The organism is Cupriavidus sp. WGlv3 (assembly GCF_023952475.1).
GTDB lineage: Bacteria > Pseudomonadota > Gammaproteobacteria > Burkholderiales > Burkholderiaceae > Cupriavidus > Cupriavidus phytorum.
In genome coordinates, this window is sequence record NZ_JALHRX010000001.1 from 487872 (window position 1) to 509982 (window position 22111).

Here is a 22111-nt window from a genome sequence, read left to right on the forward strand (position 1 = left end):
GGATGGGGCGCCGCGCCTCAGGCAGCGGCGCCGAACAATTCGGGATAAGTGACGACGGCGGTGCCCAGCTTGCCGACCACGATGCCGCCGGCGCGATTGGCATGCTGCACGGCTTCCTTGAGCGGCACGCCGGCACCCATCATGGTGGCGAGCGTGGCAATCACGGTGTCGCCCGCACCGGATACATCATAGACCTCGCGCGCCTGGGCCGAGACGTGCAGCACTTCGGCTTCGGTATAGAGCGTCATGCCCTCTTCCGAGCGCGTCAGCAGCAGCGCTTCGAGCTGCAGCGCGCGGCGCAGGTTCTGCGCGCGGATGGTCAGGTCGGCCTCGGTCTTCCAGGCGCCGACCACGGCGCGCATCTCGGCGCGGTTGGGGGTGATCAGGGTGGCGCCGCGGTAGCGCGAGTAGTCGTCGCCCTTGGGGTCGACCAGCACCTTGCGGCCGGCCGCGCGGCCGGCGTCGATCATGCGCGTGACGTGGGTCAGCCCGCCCTTGCCGTAGTCGGACAGCACCAGCACCTGGTAATCGTTGACCAGGCCCTGGAACTTGTCCTGTACCGCGAGCAGCACTTCATGCGCCGGCGTGTTCTCGAAATCCACGCGCAGCAGTTGCTGCTGGTGTGCCACCACGCGCAGCTTGATGGTGGTGTTGATCTTGGCATCGCGGTGCAGGTAGGGCTGCACCTGGCTTTCGGCCAGCAGCGCCTCGAGCGTGCGCGCCGGCTCGTCGTCGCCGACCACGCCCAGCATGCCGACGCGCGCACCCAGCGCCGCGGCGTTGCGGGCCACGTTGGCGGCACCGCCCAGGCGCTCGTCGCTGCGCTTGACCTGCACCACCGGCACCGGCGCTTCCGGCGAAATGCGCTCGACATCGCCGAACCAATACCGGTCCAGCATCATGTCGCCGACCACCAGGATATGGGACTGCCGGATCTGCTCCTGCGGAATGACGGTCTTGTTCATGAAGATCCTTGGCAATATCGCGGCGGCCGCGGCCGCCGCGTTAGCTTATCGGTTGATGAGTCCGTTGACCCGCGTGCGCCTTATTCGTTCGCCGGCGGCGCAGCCTTGCGGGTCGGGCGGCCGATGGCGTGGTATTCCACACCGGTCTCGCGCATCGCCTCGGGCTCATACAGATTGCGTCCATCGAAGACCACCGGCGACTTCAGCCGCCGCTTGATCTGCCCGAAGTCCGGGCTGCGGAACACCTTCCATTCGGTCACGATCGCCAGCGCGTCGGCGCCGTCGAGCGCGTCCATCTGGTGCTGGTGGAAGCTCACGCGCGCGGCCCCGCCCGGCACGTCGGCCAGGTCCGCCTCCAGCACCCGGCGCGCCTCGGCCATCGAGACCGGGTCATGCACCCGCAGCGACGCGCCGCGCGACACCAGTTCCCGCGCCAGCACGCGCGACGGCGCCTCGCGCATGTCGTCGGTATTGGGCTTGAAGGCCAGGCCCCAGACCGCGAACACGCGGCCGCTCAGGTCGTCGCCAAAGCGGCGCACGATCTTTTCGCCCAGCACGCGCTTCTGCGCGCCATTGACGGCTTCCACCGCCTCCAGCACGCGCATCGGCTTGCCGTGGTCGGCGGCGGTGCGCATCAGCGCCTGCACGTCCTTGGGAAAGCACGATCCGCCATAGCCGGCGCCGGCATACAGGAAACTGTAGCCGATGCGCGGGTCCGAGCCGATGCCCATGCGCACCAGCTCGATGTCGACGCCGACTTCGTCGGCCAGGTTGGCCAGCTCGTTCATGAACGAGATGCGCGTGGCCAGCATCGAATTGGCGGCGTATTTGGTGAACTCGGCCGAGCGCACGTCCATGTAGAAGGTGCGCTCATGATGGCGGTTGAACGGCGCGTACAGCTGCCGCATGGTGGCCTGCGCGTGGCGGCCGGCGGCGTCGGCGTTGCATCCCAGCACAATGCGGTCGGGGCGCATGAAGTCTTCGACCGCGGCGCCTTCCTTCAGGAACTCGGGGTTCGACACCACCGAGAACTGCAGGTCTTCCAGCCCGCGCGCGGCCAGTTCCTCGCGGATCGCGGCGGTGACGCGGTCGCCGGTGCCCACCGGCACGGTCGACTTGTCGACCACCACCTTGAAGCCGGTCATGTGGCGGCCGATATTGCGGGCCGCCGCCAGCACGTACTTGAGATCGGCCGAGCCGTCCTCGTCCGGCGGCGTGCCCACCGCGATGAACTGCACGTCGGCATGCTCGACACCGGCCGCCACGTCGGTGGAAAAGGTCAGGCGGCCGGCCTCGCGGTTGCGCTGGATCAGTTCCTGCAGGCCCGGCTCGTAGATCGGCACGCCGCCCGCGTTGAGCAGCGCGATCTTCTGCTCGTCCAGGTCCAGGCAGAACACATCGTTGCCCTGCTCCGCCAGGCAGGCGCCGGTGACGAGACCGACGTAGCCGCTGCCGATAATGGTGACTTTCATAGCTTCAATTCACATCCGTTGCACGGCCACCGGGAATCAGCCCAGCGTTTCGGAACGCCGCGGGGCATAGGTTTCCCAGCGGTTGCAACCAGGGCACTGCCAATAGAACAGCCGCGCACGGAAACCGCATTCGCGGCAGGTATAGCGTGCCAGGTTGCGCGTGCGCAGTTGCAGCAGGTCGCGGATGGCGGTAGTTTCCTTGGCCTCGTCGCCGTCCTCGGCGCCTTCGGCCTGGCCAGTCGCGGCCCCGACCACTGCGGCCTGCGCGGCGGGCTCGGCGGCGACTGCCGCCTGCGCCTCGAAGTACTTGGTCAGCGCCAGCAGCGTCGGCTGGCGCCGCAGCTGTTCGCGCATCAGGCGCGCCGCGGCTTCGGCGCCGTTCACTTCCAGCTCGGCCTTGTACGCGGTGTCGAGCACCTCGGGCGCGAGCTTGCCCTTGAGCAGGCCGCGCAGCCATTCCAGCGCCACGCCTTGCTCGTCCAGGGCGGCATAGGCCTTGACCACGCGCTCGGCCACCAGCGGCAGGAAGGAGGCGTCCTGGCGCTCGATGCCGAGCCAGTGACCCAGTGCCGCGCGCGCATCGCCCGCCGCGGCGGCGACGTCGCCCAGCAGGATCGGCGCGCGCACGTTGGCGGGATTCTCGGCCACGGCCTGGTTCAGCCATTTCACCGCGTCTTCGGGGCGCTTGCGCTGCAGCGCGTCCTGCGCCAGCTCGCAGCAGAACTGCGCGATTTGCACGCTGTAGCTCTTCTGCTCCAGCGTCTGCAGCTCACGCGCGGCATCGATCGCCTTCTGCCATTCCTTTTCGACCTCGTAGAGCTCGAGCAGCACGCGCTTGGCCGATGCCGCGTAAGGTCCCGACATCAGCCGGCGCAGCGATTCCTCGGCACGGTCCAGCAGGCCCGCGCGCAGGTAGTCTTCGCCCAGCTCGAACAGCGCATGCTCGCGCTCGGGCTCGGGCAGGTCGGGGCGCGTGGCCAGGTTCTGGTGCACGCGGATGGCGCGCTCGGTTTCGCCGCGGCGCCGGAACAGCGCGCCCAGCGCAAAGTGCAGTTCGGTGGTTTCCGGGTCCAGCCGGGCGACTTCGACAAAGGCGTCGATGGCCTTGTCGGGCTGCTCGTTGAGCAGGAAATTGAGTCCCTTGAAGTAGGAGCGCGGCAAGGCGCCCTGCTCGCTGATCATCTGGCGCACGTCGAAGCGCGCCGCCATCCAGCCAAGGCCAAAGACAAGTGGCAGCACCAACAGCCACCAGGTTTCGAACATCATGGATCAGACTTTCGGGCCGACTACGTTATAGGGAGAGTTGCCGTCGCGCGGCACCGGGGCGGCGCTTGCCGGTGCCGCCGATGGCGACGCCGTCGACGCCCTGGCGTCCGCGGCCGCGCGCCGCAGCCTGGCCAGTTCCATGCGCTGGCGCATCAGCCCCGGCGCCACCGCGGCCAGCGCCGCCACCGCGCCCAGCGCAAACGCGGCAAACAGAATCAGGATCAGCGGCGCATGCCAGACGGCATTGAAGAACAGCTGCAGCGAGGCTTCTGCGGTATTGCGCAGGGCCAGCACGAACAGCAGCACGAATACGACGATGCGGACGATCCAGGCAAACAGTTTCATGCGGGTAGGCGGCGAGGCAGCATGGCGTTGGGGCGGGCAAGCACAAAGACTGCGGCTGGCAGGACGCCTTGTGCAAGGCCCGGCAAAGACCCCGGCATTGTAACGGAATCACTTCACGGATTCGGTAACGTGGCGGTAACTGCGTGCCGGCGCGCGCCTCGCAGCTGTCGGCACTCTGCCTTGCAGGCGCTGGAGCGTGCCGCCTCGGCTCGCATCGGCCAAAAAAAAGCGCCCCAAGGGGCGCTTTTCTACAACTCAGTAGCAGGCAATGCCAGTCGAATTCAGGAACGGATGAAATCCAGTCCGCTCTCGTGCAACCCCGTCGGCGTGGCGGATGCCGCGCCCTGGCCTGCCTTGCCCGGCAGGGCTTGCGCCGTGCCGCCGGAATGGCCGTTGCCGTTGGTGCCCGCAGGCACCGGCTGGCTGCGGTCAACCCGTTCGCGCAATTCCTTGCCCGCCTTGAAGTGCGGCACCCGTTTTTCAGGTACCAGCACCCGCTCGCCGGATTTGGGATTGCGCCCCACGCGAGGCGGACGCCGGTTCAGACCAAAACTGCCGAATCCGCGGATCTCGATGCGGTGGCCGTCGGCCAGCGCTTCGGACATCGCGTCGAGTATCGTTTTCACCGAGATGTCCGCATCCCGCAGCAGCAGCTGGGGGAAGCGGGCAGCCAGTTTTTCGACAAGCTCCGACTTGGTCATGGGCATACGCGCAAGCGCGGGGGCCTGCGATTACTGGTTGTCCTGGCCGAGCTTGGCCTTCAGCAGGGCACCGAGGTTGGTCGTGCCAGCCGTGCCGGTGTCGGCCTGGAATTTCTGCATCGCTTCCTGCTGCTCTGCGCTGTCCTTGGCCTTGATCGACAGGTTGATGTTGCGCGACTTGCGGTCGACGTTCACCACCAGGGCGGTGATCTGCTCGCCTTCCTTCAGCACGTTGCGGGCATCTTCCACGCGGTCAGCGGAGATTTCCGAGGCGCGCAGGTAGCCTTCGACGTCGTCGGCCAGCTGGACCACGGCACCCTTGGCGTCAACGGCCTTGATCGTGCCCTGCACCAGCGAACCCTTGTCGTTGGCCGAGATGAAGTTGTTGAACGGGTCGCCCGACAGCTGCTTGATGCCCAGCGAGATGCGTTCCTTGTCGACGTCGATGCCCAGCACCACGGCTTCCACTTCGTCGCCCTTCTTGTACTTGCGCACGGCCTCTTCGCCGGACTCTTGCCAGGACAGGTCGGACAGGTGCACCAGGCCGTCGATGCCACCAGGCAGGCCGATGAACACGCCGAAATCGGTGATCGACTTGATCTGGCCGCTCAGCTTGTCGCCCTTCTTGTGGTTGCGCGAGAAATCGTCCCACGGGTTGGCCTTGCACTGCTTCATGCCCAGGCTGATACGACGCTTGTCTTCGTCGATATCCAGCACCATGACTTCGACTTCGTCGCCCAGCTGGACCACCTTGGACGGGGCCACGTTCTTGTTGGTCCAGTCCATTTCCGACACGTGCACCAGGCCTTCGATGCCGGCTTCGATCTCGACGAACGCGCCGTAGTCGGTCAGGTTGGTGACCTTGCCGAACAGGCGGGTGCCTTGCGGATAGCGGCGCGAGATGCCGACCCACGGATCTTCGCCCAGTTGCTTCACGCCCAGCGAGACGCGGTTCTTTTCCTGGTCGAACTTGAGGATCTTGGCGGTGATTTCCTGGCCAACCGACAGCACTTCGCTCGGGTGGCGGACACGGCGCCAGGCCAGGTCGGTGATGTGCAGCAGGCCGTCGATGCCGCCCAGGTCAACGAACGCACCGTAGTCGGTGATGTTCTTGACGATACCGTTGACGATGGCGCCTTCCTTCAGGGTTTCCATCAGCTTCTGGCGCTCTTCGCCCAGCGTGGCTTCGACCACGGCGCGGCGCGACAGCACAACGTTGTTGCGCTTGCGGTCCAGCTTGATGACCTTGAATTCCAGGGTCTTGCCTTCGTACGGGGTGGTGTCCTTGATCGGACGCACGTCAACCAGCGAGCCCGGCAGGAACGCGCGGATGCCGTTGACCATCACCGTCAGGCCGCCCTTGACCTTGCCGGTCACGGTACCCGAGATGATTTCGCCGTCTTCCAGGGCCTTCTCGAGGTTCAGCCACGAGGCCAGGCGCTTGGCCTTGTCGCGCGAGAGGATGGTGTCGCCATAGCCGTTCTCGAGTGCGTCGATGGCCACGGAGACGTAGTCGCCGGCCTGCACTTCGAGTTCGCCCTGGTCGTTCAGGAACTCCTCCACCGGCACAAATGCCTCGGACTTGAGGCCGGCGTTGACGACCACGAAGTTGTGATCGATGCGCACGACTTCAGCGGAGATCACTTCGCCAGCCTTCATATTGGAGCGGGCGATCGATTCCTCGAACAGTGCGGCAAAGGATTCGTTAGTTTGCAGGTCGGACATAAACGTAAGGTGAAATCCGCAATACGCTGGCCGGCGCGACGATCGCGCTCAGTCTGCCAGGGCAGCGGGGTCAGGTTTTACAAAGCCAGCGCGGGCCAGGGCCCGGACTGACGCCATCTGGTACGGAAGAAGCGCGCCGCTTCTACGGATGCGCCCGCTGCATGTCATGCATCGGGCCGCACAGCGGCAAACCACTCCAGCACCTGCGCCACTGCCTGATCCACCGTCATGTCGGAGGTATCGAGCAGCTTTGCATCCTCGGCGGGACGCAGCGGTGCGGCGGCACGGGTGCGATCCCGCGCGTCGCGCGCCTCGAGGTCACGCAAAAGGTCTTCGATATTAGCAGAAATTCCCTTATCAATCAATTGTTTATAGCGCCTGCGCGCGCGCGCCTCGACACTCGCGGTCAGGAACACCTTGAGCTGGGCGTCCGGGAAGATCACGGTGCCCATGTCGCGGCCGTCCGCCACCAGCCCGGGCAGCTTGCGGAAGCTGCGCTGCAGCTGGGTCAGCGCGTCGCGCACCGGCTGGTGCACGGCGATGGCCGAGGCGCGGTTGCCGATCGCCTCGGCGCGGATGGCCAGGCTCACTTCCTCGCCTTGCAGCCACACGCGGTCGGGCCCGAACTTCACATCGAGGCGCGAGGCAGTCCGCGCCAGGGCGTCCATGTCGGCCAGGTCAACACCCGCGCGGTCGCTGGCCAGCGCTACCAGCCGGTACAGCGCGCCGCTGTCGAGCAGGTGGAAGCCCACCGCGTCGGCAACCTTGTGCGCCACCGTGCCCTTGCCGGAGGCGGTCGGTCCGTCAATGGTGATGACGTTGACGATAGTCATTGCTTATGGCACCCAGTGAAACGATTGATTGTTATTTCTATTGAGAATCATTACCATTTGATCCATGCATCGCGCCGCGGCAAGCGCAGCGCATCCCTCAGTATTGGTCGCGAGGCAATCTACCATGGCAAAAACCCTGACGTTCGGCATCATGCACCTCGGCATCGCGTTCAGCGTGACCTATGCGCTGACCGGCAGCCTCGCCGTGAGCGGTGCCGTCACCTTTGTCGAACCGGCCATCAATACCGTGGCCCACTACTTCTTCGACCGGTATTGGGACAAGCGCGAACGCCGCCAGGCCTCGGCGGCCGGCGGCAGCGCCGCAGCGCCCGTCAACCCTGGCACCGGCGCCGATCTCGTCAGCGCGTGACGCCGGCGAACACGCTGAAGTAGTCCGGGAAGGTCTTCGCCACGCAGCCCGGATCATTGATCCGCACCGGCAACGGGCCGAACGCCGCCAGCGAGAAACACATCGCCATGCGATGGTCATCATAGGTGCCAATGCCGTCGGCCGGGGTCTGCCACGGCTGCGGCGGGGTCACGCGCAGGTAGTCGGCGCCTTCCTCGACCACGGCGCCCAGCTTGCGCAGTTCCGTCGCCATCGCGGTGATGCGGTCGGTTTCCTTGACGCGCCAGCTGGCGATATTGGTCAGCGTGGTGGTGCCTTCGGCAAACAGCGCTGCCACCGCCAGCGTCATGGCGGCGTCGGGGATATGGTTGCAGTCCAGTTCGATGCCGTGCAGGCGCCCGTCGTCGCGCTCGGTGCCGCGCACTTCGATCCAGTTGTCGCCCGCCATCACATTGGCGCCCATGCGGTTGAGCGCATCGGCAAAGCGCACATCGCCCTGGATGCTGGCCATGCCGACGCCTTCGACCCGCACCGGGCCGCCGCCGATCGCGCCGGCGGCCAGGAAATACGAAGCCGACGACGCATCGCCCTCGACAAAGATCTCGCCCGGCGAGCGGTAAGCCGCCCCTGCGGGCAGGATGAAACGCTCCCAGCCCTGCCGCTCCACCTCGATGCCGAAGCGCGCCAGCAGGTTCAGCGTGATCTCGATATACGGCTTGGAAATCAGCTCGCCCACTACTTCGATCTCGATGCGGCCGCTGGCGGACTGCGCCAGCGGCAGGCTCATCAGCAGCGCGGTCAGGAACTGGCTCGAGACATCGCCGCGCACGCGTATCGGCGCGTCGATGCGCAGGCTGGCCGGCTGGATATGCAGCGGCGGGAAGCCTTCGTTGCCAAGGTAGTCGATCACCGCGCCGACCTGGCGCAGGCCATCGACGAGGTCGCCGATCGGCCGCTCATGCATGCGCGGCACGCCGGACAGCTTGTAGCTGCCGCCCTGCAGCGCCAGCGCGGCGGTCAGCGGACGGATCGCGGTGCCGGCGTTGCCCATGAACAGCTCGGCCGACTTGTTGGGGAAGTTGCCGCCGGCGCCGGTGACGATGTAGTCGGCGCCATCCTGCCGCCAGGCCACGCCCAGCGTGCGCAGCGCCTGCAGCATCACGCGCGTGTCGTCGGAATCGAGCAGGTCGCGCACGCGGGTCTCGCCGTTGGCCAGCGCGGCCAGCAGCAGCACGCGGTTGGAGATGCTCTTCGAGCCCGGCAGCCGGACGGTGCCGTGGGCGCGGGTCAGGGGGCCTAGCGTCAGGTGTTCCATGGATATCGTGGGCGCCGGGGCGCCGCGTTCAGGCGATGGGCCAGGGCCATCAGGGTTCGATATGGTTGTTGCCCGCGGCACGCTCGGCGCCCCAGGCCAGACGGGTCTTGCTGGCACGCGTGAAGATGCGCTCGAGCGCGTCGCCGTCGCCTTTCTCGATCAGCGTCTTCAGGTGCGCCAGCACCGACTGGTAAGTATTCAGTTCGCGCAGCAGCGCCTCGCGGTTGGCAACGCAGATGTCGCGCCACATTTCCGGCGACGAGGCTGCGATCCGCGTGAAGTCGCGGAAGCCGCCGCCGGCAAAGTCCAGCTTCAGCGCCGCATCTTCGGCGTTGGCCACCTGCGCCACCAGCGCGTACGACAGCACGTGAGGCAGATGGCTGACCGCGGCAAACACCGCGTCGTGCTGGACCGCCGACATCACGTGGCAATGCGCCCCAGCGCTTTCCCACATGGCGCGCACCGCGGCAACATCGGCGCGCGCGTTTTCCTGCAGCGGGCACAGCACGGTCTTCTTGCCGTCGTACAGGTCCGGCAACGCGGCTTCGACGCCGTTGAGCTCGCGTCCGGCGATCGGGTGGGCGGGCACGAACTGCGCGGCCTTGTCGCCCAGCGCAGTCTTGGCGGCGATGATCACGTCGGACTTGGTGCTGCCGGCATCAGTGACGATGGTGCCCGGCTGCAGGTGCGGCTCGAGCGCATGCAGCAGCGCAAAGTTCTGCGCCACTGGCGCGCACAGCACGATCACGCTGGCACCGCGCGCGGCATCGGCCAGCGTCGCGGCCTCGTCGATCACGCCAAGGTCCAGCGCCTTCTGCAGCGAAGCCGCGGAGCGCCCGACTCCAACCACCGTGCCCACCACGCCGGCGCGCTTGAGCGCCAGCGCGAGCGAGCCGCCGATCAGGCCGACACCGACAATGACAACACGGGAAAAATGCAATGCACTCACAATCACAGGCCGCAAGCGGCGGTAGTTCGGTTCAGACCGAGGTCAATCAATGGGCGGCGCAACCACTGGCGTTTGCAACGGCCCGCCTCAGGCCAGCGCCCGCTCCAGCGCCGCGATAAACGCCGCGTTCTCTTCCGGCAAGCCGATGGTCACGCGCAGCCAGCGCGGCAGGTTGTAGTTGCCCACCGGCCGCACGATCACGCCCTGCCGGAGCAAGGCCAGGTTCACGCGCGCGCCGGCGCCGTCATCGTCGCCCACGCGCACCAGCACGAAGTTGCCGGACGACGGCACGTATTCCAGGCCGAGCCGGTCGAACGCTTCAGTCAGCTGCCGCTTGCCATCGCGGTTCAGCTCCGCGCTGCGGCGCAGGAAATCGGTATCGGCAAGCGCGGCGATGGCGGCGGCCTGCGCCACGCTGTTGACGTTGAACGGCTGGCGGATGCGGTTCAGCAGGTCGGTCAGTTCCGGCTGCGCCACCGCATAGCCGATGCGCAGGCCCGCCAGGCCATAGGCCTTGGAGAACGTGCGCGACACCATCAGGTTGGGGTAGCGTCGCACCCAGGCAATCGCGTCGTATTGCTGGTCGGCATCGAGGTACTCGTTGTAGGCCTCGTCCAGCACCACCACGACATGGCGCGGCACCTGCTGCAGGAACGCCTCGATCTGCGCCGCCGGCAGGAAGGTGCCAGTCGGGTTGTTGGGGTTGGCGATAAAGACCAGGCGCGTATCCGGCGCAATCGCCGCGGCCATCGCGTCAAGGTCGTGGCCGTAGTCGCGCGCGCGCACTTCGATGGCGCGGGCGCCGATCTCCTGCGTGGCCAGCGCGTACACCGCGAACGAGTACTCGGCATAGACAATCGACTGGCCCGGCTCCACCAGCGCATGGGCGGCCAGTTCCAGGATATCGTTGCTGCCGTTGCCCAGCGTCAGCCAGTCGGCGGGCACGCCGAAGCGCGCGGACAGCGCGTCCTTCAGCGCAAAGCCGTTGGCATCGGGATAGCGGCCCAGTTCGGCCACGGCCGCGGCTACCGCGGTGCGCGCCGATTCCGGCATGCCCAGCGGATTCTCGTTGGAGGCGAGCTTGACGATGCCGGCCTCGTCCAGGCCGAACTCGCGCGCGACTTCGGCAATCGGCTTGCCTGCCACGTATGGCGAAATCGCCCGCACATAATCCGGCCCGAACACCGTAGCGCCGCCTTGCTTGCCCTGCTCTGCCATCTTGTCTCCTTGTGCTGGTCCGGCTGCCTTACTTGCTCGACGGATACGAGCCGAGCACCTTCAGGTAGGCGGCGTTGCGGCGCAGCTCTTCAATCGCGCGCGCCACCGACGGTTCATGCTGGTGCCCTTCCACGTCGACGTAGAAGTAGTATTCCCACGCGCCGCTGCGCGCCGGGCGCGACTCGAAGCGGCACATCGACACGCCGTTCTCGGCCAGCGGCGCCAGCAGCTGGTACACCGCGCCGGCCTTGTTCGGCACCGACAGGATCAGCGAGGTCTGGTCGCTGCCCGAGGGCTCGGTCTCATAGCGGCCGATCACGGCAAAGCGCGTGCGGTTGTGCGGATCGTCCTGGATATGCGTGCGCACCAGGTGCAAGTGATAGCGGTTGGCAGCGGACTCGGCGGCAATCGCGGCCACCGTGGGGTCTTCGCTGGCCATGCGCGCCGCTTCCGCATTGCTCGACACCGCCTGGCGCTCGAGCTGCGGATAGTTGGCGGTCAGCCAGTGCTGGCACTGCGCCAGCGCCTGCGCATGCGCGCGCACCACCGTGACGCCCTTCATGTCGGGTGTCGCCGCCATCAGGTTGTGGTGCACCTTGAGCGCGATCTCGCCGCTGATCTTCAGCGAGGTCTGCAGAAACAGGTCGAGCGTGCGCGACACCGCGCCCTCGGTGGAATTCTCGACCGGCACCACGCCGTATTCGACCGTGCCCGCCTCGACCGCGCGGAACACCTCGTCGATGCTGGGGCAAGGCACGCCCGACACCTCGTGGCCGAAATGCGCGTACAGCGCCTGCTCCGAGAACGTGCCGGCCGGACCAAGGAATGCCACTTCCAGCGGCTTCTCCAGCCCGCGGCAGGCGGACATCACCTCGCGCCAGATTGCCGCCACGCTTTCTCCCAGCAGCGGGCCCGGGTTGGCTCCTTGCACCTTGCGGATGACCTGCAGCTCGCGCTCCGGACGGAACACCGGCGCGCCGTACTTCTTCTTGACCTCGCCCACTTCGAGCGCCAGCTTGGCGCGGCGGTTCAGCATCGCCAGCAGTTCGCGGTCGACGCTATCGATCTGCTCGCGCAGCGGTCCCAGCTCGACCGACAGCTTACGCTCGGCATCACTCAGGGGGCTGTCGCCGTTCTGCGGCGCATTGGGCGGCGTCTCCTCGCGCGCGGGGGTGCGGTCTTGGCTTGTCATGTTGTATCAATCCGGTGGGCCGCCGGGCGTGGCGGCCAGGAACACTGCCCGAGCGGGCCGGCATGCCGTCGCTGGCATGCGCGGGCCGCCTTCGGGAATGCGCGTCAGGCGGAGGTCCGCTCGAACTCGCGCATGAATTCGATCAGCGCCATCACGCCTTCCAGCGGCATGGCGTTGTAGATGCTGGCGCGCATGCCGCCCACGGTCTTGTGCCCCTTCAGTTGCACCAGGCCGTTGGCTCGCGCCTGCTGCAGGAACGCCTCGTTGCGCGATTCATCGCCCAGAAAGAATGGCACGTTCATGCGCGAGCGGCAGCTGGGATGGATTTCGTTGCGATAGAAATCGCTCTGGTCGAGGTAGTCGTATAGCGCCGACGCCTTGGCGATATTGCGCTGTTCGATCGCGGGCACGCCACCCTGGCGCTTGAGCCACTGGAACACCAGGCCGGCAATATAGATCGCATAGGTCGGCGGCGTGTTGTACATCGAGTTGTGCTCGGCCACCTGACGCCAGTTGAATGCCGACGGGCACAGCGGGTGGGCATGGCCGATCAGGTCCTCGCGCACGATCACGATGGTGACCCCGGCTGGGCCGATGTTCTTCTGCGCGCCGGCGTAGACGACCTGAACGCGCGACCAGTCGATGGGCCGCGACAAGATGTGGCTGGAAGCATCGGCCACCACGACGCGGTCGCCCTTGACCTGGCCGATGTCTGCAATGTCCTGGAACTCCACGCCGACGATGGTCTCGTTGGTGCACAGGTGGACATAACCGGCATCGTCCGACAGCTTCCAGTCCGCCACGTCCGGGATGCGGTGGTATTTCTGTGCCTCGCTACTGGCCGCGATATTGACCGCGCCGTAGCGGCGGGCCTCTTGCTCGGTCTTGACCGACCAGGTGCCGGTGACGACGAAGTCGGCCTTGGGTGCGTCGGCATGGCGCAGGCGCATCAGGTTCAGCGGCACGATGCCGTTTTCGCCGATGGCGCCGCCCTGCAGGAACAGCACACGGTAGTTGGCGGGAATATGCAGCAGCTCGCGCAGGTCGGCGATGGCCTGGTTGTGGATGCCTTCGAACTCGCGGCTGCGGTGGCTCATCTCCATCACCGACACCCCGGTCCCGCGCCAGGACAGCATCTCCTCGGCGGCCTGTTGCAGCACTTCGGCGGGCAGCGCTGCCGGGCCCGGCGAGAAGTTGTAGACGCGTTCGGCCAATGCACGCTGCATCATGCCGGCAAGAGCGGGATTCTGGGGATCGTTCATGAGACGGGGGGATGGAAAAATGGCTGCCGGTGTTACCCAAGCAGCCATTATCCCTCAAACCCGCGCCCCGTTGGGCGCCCGGGGGCCAGCCCCGGGATTACAGCGCCCGTCCGAACGCGCTCGGACGGGTGACGGGCGGATCCGTTGCGGATCACGCCGGCATCACTTCGAAGCGGCGGTGATTTCCTTCTCGGCGGCGTCGCGCATCGACTTGCCGACCTGCGGGCCGTACTTCTGCATCATCGAGCCCCAGATTTCCTGCGTTGCCTTGCCCTGGTTGGACATGAACTTCTGGCCGGTCGGCGACTTCAGGAAGGTGGTCAGGTCCTTCAGTTCCTGCGTGGTGTAGTACTTGCCGAAGGCATCGTAGTGCGCCTGGATCGCGTCCTTGCGGAACGCGTCGGTAGTGAACGCCGTGCCGGCGCCATCCACCACACGCTGAACCGCGCCGTTCTTCTTCAGCTTTTCAACCGCGGCCTGCTTCTGCTTGTCGTTCAGGGTCTTGTTTTCGACCAGCACCTGCTCGAGGACCAGCGGCGCTTCCTGCTTGGCGCCTTGCTGCCAGTTCTCTGCCTGGCCCTTCACAGCCTGGTCTGCCTGCATGACGGAAAGCAGTTCCTTGATGGCTGCCGTTTTTTCCGCGTCCTGTGCGTGGGCATGCTGCGCCATCATGAAGGTCGGAACAAAAGCAGCCAGAACAGCGATACGTCGATAGGTTTTGAGCATTGTGACTCCCTGGTAAATACGTCCGTTTTAGTCCGGACAGCCGCGAGGCGAGTTCCGGCTGGCGTCCTATTGTTGCAACAATTTACGTTTGGTCTTAAGGATTAGCGTCGGCGTCCGCACCTGCGGCACCTTCGGCACCCTCGGCGCCTTCCGCACCGTCGGCTTCGTCCGGCTCCTCGCCGTTGCCGCCGTTGTCGGCATCGCTTTCAACGATGCGCTGCAGCCCGGACAGCTTGGTGCCCTCATCCACGTTGATCAGCGTGACACCCTGCGTGGCGCGCCCCATTTCGCGGATTTCCGCCACGCGGGTACGGATCAGCACGCCGCCGGTGGTGATCAGCATGATTTCGTCCTCGGGCGAAACCAGTGCAGCAGCCACCACACGGCCGTTGCGCTCGCTCGTTTGGATCGCAATCATGCCCTTGGTGCCACGGCCATGTCGAGTGTACTCGGCGATAGGAGTGCGCTTGCCGTAACCGTTCTCGGTCGCGGTCAGCACGCTGCCGCGCACGCCCGCATCTGCCGACTCTTCAGCGGTCTCGGCCGGCGCCACCAGCATCGCGATCACGGCCTGGCCGTCTTCCAGGTTCATGCCGCGCACGCCGCGCGCCTGGCGCCCCATCGGACGCACGTCGTTCTCGTCGAAGCGCACGGCCTTGCCCGCGTCCGAGAACAGCATCACGTCGTGCTGGCCGTCGGTCACCGCCGCGCCGATCAGGTAATCGCCGTCGTCCAGGTCGACTGCGATGATGCCGGCCTTGCGCGGGTTGGAGAATTCGGTCAGCGCGGTCTTCTTGACGGTACCGCGCGCGGTCGTCATGAAGATGAAGTGCTCGGCGTCGAACTGCCGCACCGGCAGGATCACATTGATCTTCTCGCCTTCCGACAAGGGGAACATATTGACGATCGGCCTGCCGCGCGAGTTGCGCGAGCCCTGCGGGACCTCGTAGACCTTCAGCCAGTACAGCCGGCCGCGGTTGGAGAAGCACAGGATGTAGTCGTGGGTATTGGCCACGAACAGGGTGTCGATCCAGTCGTCTTCCTTGGTCGCCGCCGCCTGCTTGCCCCGGCCACCGCGCTTCTGCGCGCGGTATTCGGAGATGGGCTGGCTCTTCATATAGCCGCTGTGCGACAGCGTGACCACCATGTCCTGCGGGGTGATCAGGTCCTCGGTATCCAGTTCGGTCGCGTTCAGTTCGATCTGCGAGCGCCGCTCATCGCCGAATTCGGCGCGGATCGCGGTGAGTTCGTCGATGATGATGGTGGTAATACGCTCCGGCCGCGCCAGGATATCGAGCAGGTCGGCGATCTCCGCCATGATGTCGCGATATTCCTGGACGATCTTGTCTTGTTCGAGGCCGGTGAGGCGTTGCAGGCGCATTTGCAGGATTTCCTGCGCCTGGCCGTCGGACAGCCGATACAGGCCGTCGGCCTGCATGCCGAATACGGCCGGCAACCCGTCCGGCCGGTACGATGCGCGCCCGCCCGGTGTTTCGCCTTCCGCCCGGGCCAGCATGTCGCGGACCAGCGCCGAGTCCCATGCCTTGCTCATCAGTTCCTGCTTGGCGATCGGCGGCGTCGGCGCAGCCTTGATGATGGCAATGAACTCATCAATGTTGGCCAGTGCCACGGCCAGGCCTTCGAGCACATGGCCGCGCTCGCGGGCCTTGCGCAGCTCGAACACGGTGCGGCGGGTAACGACCTCGCGGCGGTGCGCCAGGAAGTACTCCAGCATCTGGCGCAGGTTCAGCAGGCGCGGCTGGCGGTCGACCAGCGCCACCATGTTCATGCCGAAGGTGTCCTGCAGCTGGGTGTTCTTATATAGGTTGTTGAGGACGACCTCTGGCACCTCGTTGCGCTTGAGCTCGATCACCACCCGCATGCCGGACTTGTCCGACTCGTCGCGGATATCCGAGATGCCTTCGATCTTCTTTTCCGTGACCAGCTCGGCGATACGCTCCAGCAGGGTGCGCTTGTTCACCTGGTACGGCAGCTCGTCGACAATGATGGCCTGGCGCTGGCCCCGGTCGATATCCTCGAAGTGCGTCTTGGCGCGCATCACCACGCGGCCCCGGCCGGTGCGGTAGCCTTCGCGCACGCCCTGAATGCCATAGATAATGCCGGCGGTCGGAAAATCCGGAGCCGGAATCAATTCAATCAGCTCATCCACGGTCGCCTGCGGGTTGCGCAACAGGTGCAGGCAACCGTCGACGATTTCATTCAGGTTATGCGGCGGGATATTGGTGGCCATGCCCACCGCAATACCCGACGAACCATTGATTAGCAGATTGGGAATACGCGCCGGGAGAATCGAGGGCTCTTTTTCAGAGCCGTCGTAGTTGCTGTCGAAATCGACGGTTTCCTTGTCGATGTCATGCAACATCTCGTGGGCGATTTTCGACAGCCGGATTTCGGTATAACGCATGGCCGCGGCGTTATCACCGTCCACGGAACCGAAATTCCCCTGGCCATCGACCAGCATGTAGCGCAGCGAGAAGTCCTGCGCCATGCGCACAATGGTGTCGTAGACTGCGGTATCGCCGTGCGGATGATACTTACCGATCACATCCCCAACGATACGGGCCGACTTCTTGTAGGCGCGGTTCCAGTCGTTGTTGAGTTCGTGCATCGCATACAGCACGCGCCGGTGCACCGGTTTCAGGCCATCCCGGACATCTGGAAGCGCGCGCCCGACGATCACGCTCATGGCGTAATCCAGGTAAGAGCGGCGCATTTCCTCTTCCAGGGAGACCGGAAGGGTTTCTTTTGCGAATGGATCCATTGCGGCGTGGTTTATGCGGCAGGTTTAAGCAAATGACAGGCCTTTGGCACGCGGCGCCAGTGGGCGCCTGACGGCTGGGCAACGTGCCATTCTAACATGCCGGCACCCCCTGCCCGGCGCTCTCCGGACAGGCCCCGCGGGAGCCTGCGGAGGCCGCTGCTGAAACCCGGAATCCCTGATGCCACAAGGCTTTGCGGGCGATACAAGACCCATGTTGCACAAACACCACAGGCCCAAAACCCATGCGGCGAATCGAATATATTTACTTCTTAGGAAACGACCCTTGTGGCACAATTCCCCAGCGAAGAGCCAGACATTGTTCGAAGTGGAGCACCCGCCACATCGAGAATGTTATACTCCGAAGAATGTATGACTTGTTTTCGTCCATTTGCTCGCAGTAACCCTGCGGTGATCTCATCCTGAGAGGAGAAATATGAAAAAATTTGCCAAGCTCGCGCTCGTTGCAGCTACCGCAGTAATGGCTGCATCCGCTCAAGCTCAGTCCGTCCCTTATGAAAAGAAGGCAGTGAACGACAACTGGGGCAACGGTACGAGCGAGTACGTGTGGAAGAATGGCACGAACGAGCTCTGCTGGCGCGACAGCTCCTGGACCCCGGCCACGGCCAACGCGCTGTGCGACGGCGCCCTGGCCCCGGCCGTAGCGGCACCGGCCCCGGCTCCGGTGGCTCCGCCGGTCGTCTCGAGCGAGAAGGTCACTTTCGCTGCTGACACCCTGTTCGACTTCGACAAGGCTGTGCTGAAGCCCGAAGGCAAGGCCAAGCTGGACGACCTGGTCTCGAAGCTGCAAGGCATCACCCTGGAAGTCATCATCGCCGTTGGCCACACCGACTCGTTCGGCTCGGACAAGTACAACGATCGCCTGTCGATCCGCCGCGCTGAATCGGTCAAGGCTTACCTGGTGAGCAAGGGCGTCGAAGCCAACCGCGTCTACACCGAAGGCAAGGGCAAGCGCCAGCTGAAGGTTGATCCGAAGTCGTGCAAGGGCAACCGCAAGTCGCAGATCGCCTGCCAGCAGCCGAACCGCCGCGTGGAAGTCGAAGTGGTCGGCACCCGCAGCGCACGTTAATCGGAACCCTTCCGATCCAAGAAGCCCAGCGCAAGCTGGGCTTTTTTTTTGGTACAGTTGCCCGGACTGTCCCCTTCCTCCACCGCCGCGGCCAGCGCCGCCGGACCCGCATACGATGACGTTGCAATCGCACACCCTCCCCGCAGCCGACGCCGCCAGCCAGCACCCGCCGCGCCGGAATGCCGACCCCAAGGAAATCGACAAATTCAGCGAACTGGCCCACCGCTGGTGGGATCCGCAGAGCGAATTCAAGCCGCTGCATGAGCTGAATCCGCTGCGCCTGGGCTGGATCGATGGTATCGCCGGACTGGCGGGCAAGCGGGTGGTCGACGTGGGCTGCGGCGGCGGCATCCTGTCCGAGAGCATGGCGCGCCTCGGCGCCACCGTGCGCGGCATCGATCTCTCCACCAAGGCGCTGAAGGTGGCCGACCTGCACAGCCTCGAGTCCGGCGTCGCCGTGACGTACGAGGAGATCGCCGCCGAAGCGCTGGCCGCGCGCGAGCCGGCCAGCGTGGATGTGGTCACTTGCATGGAAATGCTGGAACACGTGCCGGATCCGGCTTCGATCGTGCAGGCGTGCGCGACGCTGGTGCGGCCGGGCGGCCATGTGTTCTTCTCGACCATCAACCGCAACCTGAAGGCGTACCTGCTGGCCATCGTCGGCGCCGAATACGTGCTCAACATGCTGCCGCGCGGCACCCACGACTACGAAAAGTTCATCACGCCCTCCGAGCTTGCCCGCTTCGCGCGCCAAGCCGGCCTGGACCTGGTCGAAATGCGCGGCATGACCTACAACCCGCTGTCGCAGGTCTATACCCTGGGCCGCGACACGGACGTGAATTACCTGATGGCGTTCCGCCGGGTGGCGGCATGAGCGCGGCGATCGCAGGCGTCTTCTTCGATCTCGACGGCACCCTCGCCGACACCGCGCCGGACCTGGCTGCGGCGGCAAACCGGCTGGTGGTCGAACGCGGCCGCCCGCCGGTGGCCTATGACAAGCTGCGCCCCGTTGCCTCGCATGGCGCGCGCGGACTGCTGGGCGCGGCGTTCGGCTTGCGCCCGGAGGATGCCGAATTTCCGGCCCTGCGCGATATCTTCCTGGATTACTACGAGGCCGACATCGCGGTGCACACGCGCCTGTTCGACGGCATGCCGCAGGTGCTGGACGCGCTCGAGGCGGCGGGCATCCCGTGGGGCATCGTGACCAACAAGATCGCGCGCTTCACGGTGCCGCTGGTCGCCGCGATCGGTCTGGCGCCCCGCGCCAGCGCCGTGGTCAGCGGCGACACCACGCCGCACGCCAAACCCCACCCCGCCCCGCTGCTGCATGCCGCCGCGAGTGCCGGCGTCGACCCGAGCCGCTGCGTCTATGTCGGCGACGACCTGCGCGACATCCAGGCCGGCAAGGCCGCCGGCATGATCACCGTGACCGCCGCCTATGGCTACTGCGGCGACGGCGACCCGCCCGAGGCCTGGGGCGCGGACCACCTGATCCGCCACCCGGCGGAGCTGATCCCGCTGCTGGTGCCCGCCGCGGTCGCCTGAAAGTGCGCTGGCAGTATCCGGGGACCCGGCCTGGAACTCCCCAAGACAGCTTGCGTCCAACCGGGTACAATCCAGCTTCCTCACTGGGGCCGACCTGGTTTCGACGTGGGTTACAAAGCAGTGGAGGGCATACCGAGGACCCGTCACCTCGTTAATCAATGGGAATGCAATAACTGCTAACGACGAACGTTACGCACTGGCAGCCTAAGGGCCGCCGTCCTCGCACTGGCTCGCTGACGGGCTAGGGTCGCAAGACCACGCGAGGTCATTTACGTCAGATAAGCTCCGGAAGGGTCACGAAGCCGGGGACGAAAACCTAGTGACTCGCCGTCGTAGAGCGTGTTCGTCCGCGATGCGCCGGTTAAATCAAATGACAGAACTAAGTATGTAGAACTCTCTGTGGAGGGCTTGCGGACGCGGGTTCGATTCCCGCCGGCTCCACCAGTATTCAGTCCGATGCAGTACCAGCAGGGCCAGAAACCCGCGACAGCTCAGGCTGCGCGGGTTTTTCTTTATTCGGCCGCGCCACCCGCATGCGCCAGGAAAAAACAACATCCCCAGATTTGGGGATGCGGGGCGCGCCGCACAGGCCCATGATGCGATACGGGCGATCCGCGACTCGCCCGCTGCCACTTCGAGCCCTCGTCCACCCGGCCGAGGGCTTTTTCTTTTTGTGCGACGGTTAGGGACGGGAAAATTTCCGACCCCAAAATAGGCCAAGCCTTATCGCTTCACGAGTGTGCGGGTCCTATCGTAGCAAGGAACTTTGACTGGCATGCCGCTGGCTGTCATGGGCTGGATTCCCGCGCACCCGCGGGAGTTCGACAAGGCAAGCCGCATCCCTGACCCCTGCTATGAACCGAACCCAACTGTTCCATCTCCTGCGCCGCTGGCTGGTCGTGGTGGCGTGCTTCGCGGCACCACACCTTGCTGATGCGAAGTGCACTGCCACGCCATCTCTGCCTTATGACCAGACCCTCAACAGCATGGCCATCGCGGTCAACCTTGAAGAAGGCAGCACGATTCCCGGAACGGTGCGCCAATACCAGTTCAGCGGCAGCTGCGCCAACGTGCTGCCCTGGGTGGTGCCTGGCGCCCCGATCGTCTCGTGCTACTACGGGTCCGGTATCGAAGTGAAGCCAGGGGTCTATTCCACCGGCGTCCCGGGCGTCGGCATACGCCTGCGCAATGCCGCGGGCCAGCCGATGACCAATGCCGCAGGGGTCTGGTGCGACACCCGTGCGGCCAACCTGGGCTACCTCAATGCCGACATGACCTATTCCGTGTCGGTCACCATCGAGTTCGTCAAGACCGGACCAATTTCGCCCGGCAATCTCGACCCCGCCCAGACCCGCTTCGGTTTCGGGGTCTATGGCGGGTCGTTGGAAGGCGCGCTGGGCGGCACGGGCAACCGCGACAACTACATCGGCTTTTCCGGCACTATCGCAACGCGCGAGATCGCCTGCAATGTCGTCGCGCCCACCACGGTGAGCCTGCCTGCGATCAGCGCCAGGACGCTTGCGACGCAAGGCTCCGGCGGCAACACGCCGTTCGCCGTCCAGCTGAGCTGCAACAGCGCAGCCATCGTCGGCATGACGCTGGACGGCGCCGCCGGCACGCCGGTGATGGCGGCCGCGGCCGGCATCCTCGGCCTCAGCAACGCCGGCGCTGCCGATGCAGCGAGCGGCACGGGCGTGCAGATCATGAATGCCGGCGGCACGGCGCCGGTACCCCTGCAGGTGCGCAATGCCATGGGGAGCATCCAGGCGAACGTACCGGCCACCTATCGATTTGGCGCCCGCTATGCCCGCCTTGGCGGCAACCCGTCGCCGGGTAACGTCAGCAGTTCGATGGTGTTTACGCTGGACTACCAATAAGGGCCAGCGCGGCAGTGATGTAGCGGAGGCATGGTTCATCGCTACATCCCGGAACCGAAGGACTACAATAGCCCGCTGCAGTCCTTCAAGGCTTTCGCGATGTCCGACCATCCCCGCTTCACCATCAACCGCTCCATGATCGCCCTGGTTCCGGAACAGCCGTTCCTGGACTGGATCCAGGCGGTCGATCCCCAGCCCGTGGCCGGCCTCACGCTGGAGCAGGTGCGCGAAGACCAGAGCGTCTTCCTGCTGCCCGAGGAGCTGGCCGACACGCACGAGAATGCCGTCCACTGGGTCGAAAAGCGCTGGCAGGATTTCTTCGAATTCATGCTCGGCGAATGGTTCGACGACTCGGCATGGCCCGAGGAACTATCGCTGAAGATGTTTCGCGAGTGGTTCAGCGTGCGCTATCACTCGATGGTGTTCGACATGGCACCCGACGTGCCGGTGATGCACGACGACTGGGACGACGAGGACGATTCGTCCGAGCTGCTGCACTGAT

General features: G+C 65.5%; 20 protein-coding genes and 1 other RNA gene. 7 read left to right on the forward strand and 14 right to left on the reverse strand.

The window, feature by feature from the left end; genetic code table 11:
- Positions 1–17: 17 nt before the first annotated feature.
- From rfaE1 to cmk, 7 genes are all read right to left on the reverse strand, one after another.
- On the reverse strand, positions 18–965 hold the full coding sequence (gene rfaE1, locus MKD38_RS02340; RefSeq protein ID WP_111518914.1) for a D-glycero-beta-D-manno-heptose-7-phosphate kinase: 948 nt from the start codon (positions 963–965) through the stop codon (positions 18–20).
- Between the two features lie 80 nt (positions 966–1045).
- Positions 1046–2437: a UDP-glucose dehydrogenase family protein gene (locus MKD38_RS02345; RefSeq protein WP_252674468.1), complete on the reverse strand. Its 1392-nt coding sequence runs from the start codon at positions 2435–2437 to the stop codon at positions 1046–1048.
- 36 nt (positions 2438–2473) lie between these two features.
- Positions 2474–3703 (reverse strand): lipopolysaccharide assembly protein LapB, encoded by a 1230-nt coding sequence (gene lapB, locus MKD38_RS02350; protein ID WP_252674469.1) that lies wholly within the window; start codon positions 3701–3703, stop codon positions 2474–2476.
- Positions 3704–3706: 3 nt separating this feature from the next.
- Positions 3707–4048 (reverse strand): lipopolysaccharide assembly protein LapA domain-containing protein, encoded by a 342-nt coding sequence (locus MKD38_RS02355; RefSeq protein WP_252674470.1) that lies wholly within the window; start codon positions 4046–4048, stop codon positions 3707–3709.
- A gap of 281 nt (positions 4049–4329) precedes the next feature.
- Positions 4330–4749, reverse strand: a complete 420-nt coding sequence (locus tag MKD38_RS02360) for an integration host factor subunit beta (protein WP_252674471.1) — start codon at positions 4747–4749, stop codon at positions 4330–4332.
- Positions 4750–4779: 30 nt separating this feature from the next.
- The gene (gene rpsA, locus MKD38_RS02365; protein ID WP_012352088.1) at positions 4780–6474 is read right to left on the reverse strand and encodes a 30S ribosomal protein S1; all 1695 of its coding nucleotides are present in this window, start codon (positions 6472–6474) and stop codon (positions 4780–4782) included.
- Positions 6475–6638: 164 nt separating this feature from the next.
- Entirely contained in the window at positions 6639–7307 is a 669-nt protein-coding gene (gene cmk / locus MKD38_RS02370; protein WP_252674472.1) for a (d)CMP kinase, read from the reverse strand.
- 124 nt (positions 7308–7431) lie between these two features.
- On the opposite strand from cmk, the gene MKD38_RS02375 reads away from it, so the two are divergent.
- Positions 7432–7677 (forward strand): DUF2061 domain-containing protein, encoded by a 246-nt coding sequence (locus MKD38_RS02375; protein WP_252674473.1) that lies wholly within the window; start codon positions 7432–7434, stop codon positions 7675–7677.
- On the opposite strand, the gene aroA is transcribed toward MKD38_RS02375, so the two are convergent.
- The 7 genes from aroA to gyrA all read right to left on the reverse strand — a co-directional run bounded on the left by aroA (position 7667) and on the right by gyrA (position 17100).
- A complete protein-coding gene (gene aroA / locus MKD38_RS02380) occupies positions 7667–8971 on the reverse strand; it encodes a 3-phosphoshikimate 1-carboxyvinyltransferase (protein ID WP_252674474.1) in 1305 nt (434 codons plus the stop codon). The two genes, MKD38_RS02375 and aroA, sit on opposite strands and share 11 nt — an antisense overlap.
- 49 nt (positions 8972–9020) lie before the next feature.
- Positions 9021–9920, reverse strand: a complete 900-nt coding sequence (locus MKD38_RS02385) for a prephenate dehydrogenase (RefSeq protein WP_252674475.1) — start codon at positions 9918–9920, stop codon at positions 9021–9023.
- Between the two features lie 87 nt (positions 9921–10007).
- A complete protein-coding gene (hisC, locus tag MKD38_RS02390) occupies positions 10008–11138 on the reverse strand; it encodes a histidinol-phosphate transaminase (protein ID WP_252674477.1) in 1131 nt (376 codons plus the stop codon).
- 28 nt (positions 11139–11166) lie between these two features.
- Positions 11167–12330, reverse strand: a complete 1164-nt coding sequence (gene pheA / locus MKD38_RS02395) for a prephenate dehydratase (protein ID WP_252674478.1) — start codon at positions 12328–12330, stop codon at positions 11167–11169.
- 104 nt (positions 12331–12434) lie between these two features.
- On the reverse strand, positions 12435–13592 hold the full coding sequence (serC, locus tag MKD38_RS02400) for a 3-phosphoserine/phosphohydroxythreonine transaminase (RefSeq protein WP_252674479.1): 1158 nt from the start codon (positions 13590–13592) through the stop codon (positions 12435–12437).
- Positions 13593–13754: 162 nt separating this feature from the next.
- Positions 13755–14318 carry a DUF2059 domain-containing protein gene (locus tag MKD38_RS02405; RefSeq protein ID WP_252674480.1) on the reverse strand — a complete coding sequence of 188 codons (564 nt, stop codon included), beginning with the start codon at positions 14316–14318 and terminating at the stop codon, positions 13755–13757.
- A 94-nt stretch (positions 14319–14412) separates the two neighbouring features.
- On the reverse strand, positions 14413–17100 hold the full coding sequence (gene gyrA, locus MKD38_RS02410) for a DNA gyrase subunit A (protein ID WP_252674481.1): 2688 nt from the start codon (positions 17098–17100) through the stop codon (positions 14413–14415).
- A 433-nt stretch (positions 17101–17533) separates the two neighbouring features.
- On the opposite strand from gyrA, the gene ompA reads away from it, so the two are divergent.
- The 6 genes from ompA to MKD38_RS02440 all read left to right on the forward strand — a co-directional run bounded on the left by ompA (position 17534) and on the right by MKD38_RS02440 (position 22110).
- The gene (gene ompA, locus MKD38_RS02415) at positions 17534–18187 is read left to right on the forward strand and encodes an outer membrane protein OmpA (protein WP_012352078.1); all 654 of its coding nucleotides are present in this window, start codon (positions 17534–17536) and stop codon (positions 18185–18187) included.
- A gap of 115 nt (positions 18188–18302) precedes the next feature.
- A complete protein-coding gene (ubiG, locus tag MKD38_RS02420) occupies positions 18303–19061 on the forward strand; it encodes a bifunctional 2-polyprenyl-6-hydroxyphenol methylase/3-demethylubiquinol 3-O-methyltransferase UbiG (protein ID WP_252674482.1) in 759 nt (252 codons plus the stop codon).
- A complete protein-coding gene (gene gph, locus MKD38_RS02425; RefSeq protein WP_252674483.1) occupies positions 19058–19732 on the forward strand; it encodes a phosphoglycolate phosphatase in 675 nt (224 codons plus the stop codon). The genes ubiG and gph overlap by 4 nt, the downstream gene beginning before the upstream one ends.
- Positions 19733–19817: 85 nt before the next feature.
- Positions 19818–20176, forward strand: a transfer-messenger RNA (tmRNA) gene (gene ssrA / locus MKD38_RS02430).
- Positions 20177–20586: 410 nt separating this feature from the next.
- On the forward strand, positions 20587–21609 hold the full coding sequence (locus MKD38_RS02435; protein WP_252674484.1) for a fimbrial protein: 1023 nt from the start codon (positions 20587–20589) through the stop codon (positions 21607–21609).
- Positions 21610–21708: 99 nt separating this feature from the next.
- Positions 21709–22110, forward strand: a complete 402-nt coding sequence (locus tag MKD38_RS02440; RefSeq protein ID WP_062802065.1) for a hypothetical protein — start codon at positions 21709–21711, stop codon at positions 22108–22110.
- Position 22111 lies beyond the last annotated feature (1 nt).

Bases quoted from the DNA above. Each gene is read 5' to 3' on its own strand.
- gyrA (WP_252674481.1), bottom strand. From the start codon at position 17,100: ATGGATCCATTCGCAAAAGAAACCCTTCCGGTCTCCCTGGAAGAGGAA.
- gph (WP_252674483.1), top strand. From the start codon at position 19,058: ATGAGCGCGGCGATCGCAGGCGTCTTCTTCGATCTCGACGGCACCCTC.
- rpsA (WP_012352088.1), bottom strand. From the start codon at position 6,474: ATGTCCGACCTGCAAACTAACGAATCCTTTGCCGCACTGTTCGAGGAA.
- MKD38_RS02435 (WP_252674484.1), top strand. From the start codon at position 20,587: ATGAACCGAACCCAACTGTTCCATCTCCTGCGCCGCTGGCTGGTCGTG.
- MKD38_RS02375 (WP_252674473.1), top strand. From the start codon at position 7,432: ATGGCAAAAACCCTGACGTTCGGCATCATGCACCTCGGCATCGCGTTC.
- ubiG (WP_252674482.1), top strand. From the start codon at position 18,303: ATGACGTTGCAATCGCACACCCTCCCCGCAGCCGACGCCGCCAGCCAG.
- serC (WP_252674479.1), bottom strand. From the start codon at position 13,592: ATGAACGATCCCCAGAATCCCGCTCTTGCCGGCATGATGCAGCGTGCA.
- lapB (WP_252674469.1), bottom strand. From the start codon at position 3,703: ATGATGTTCGAAACCTGGTGGCTGTTGGTGCTGCCACTTGTCTTTGGC.
- MKD38_RS02355 (WP_252674470.1), bottom strand. From the start codon at position 4,048: ATGAAACTGTTTGCCTGGATCGTCCGCATCGTCGTATTCGTGCTGCTG.
- aroA (WP_252674474.1), bottom strand. From the start codon at position 8,971: ATGGAACACCTGACGCTAGGCCCCCTGACCCGCGCCCACGGCACCGTC.
- rfaE1 (WP_111518914.1), bottom strand. From the start codon at position 965: ATGAACAAGACCGTCATTCCGCAGGAGCAGATCCGGCAGTCCCATATC.
- MKD38_RS02440 (WP_062802065.1), top strand. From the start codon at position 21,709: ATGTCCGACCATCCCCGCTTCACCATCAACCGCTCCATGATCGCCCTG.
- MKD38_RS02405 (WP_252674480.1), bottom strand. From the start codon at position 14,318: ATGCTCAAAACCTATCGACGTATCGCTGTTCTGGCTGCTTTTGTTCCG.
- MKD38_RS02345 (WP_252674468.1), bottom strand. From the start codon at position 2,437: ATGAAAGTCACCATTATCGGCAGCGGCTACGTCGGTCTCGTCACCGGC.
- cmk (WP_252674472.1), bottom strand. From the start codon at position 7,307: ATGACTATCGTCAACGTCATCACCATTGACGGACCGACCGCCTCCGGC.
- ompA (WP_012352078.1), top strand. From the start codon at position 17,534: ATGAAAAAATTTGCCAAGCTCGCGCTCGTTGCAGCTACCGCAGTAATG.
- hisC (WP_252674477.1), bottom strand. From the start codon at position 11,138: ATGGCAGAGCAGGGCAAGCAAGGCGGCGCTACGGTGTTCGGGCCGGAT.
- pheA (WP_252674478.1), bottom strand. From the start codon at position 12,330: ATGACAAGCCAAGACCGCACCCCCGCGCGCGAGGAGACGCCGCCCAAT.
- MKD38_RS02360 (WP_252674471.1), bottom strand. From the start codon at position 4,749: ATGACCAAGTCGGAGCTTGTCGAAAAACTGGCTGCCCGCTTCCCCCAG.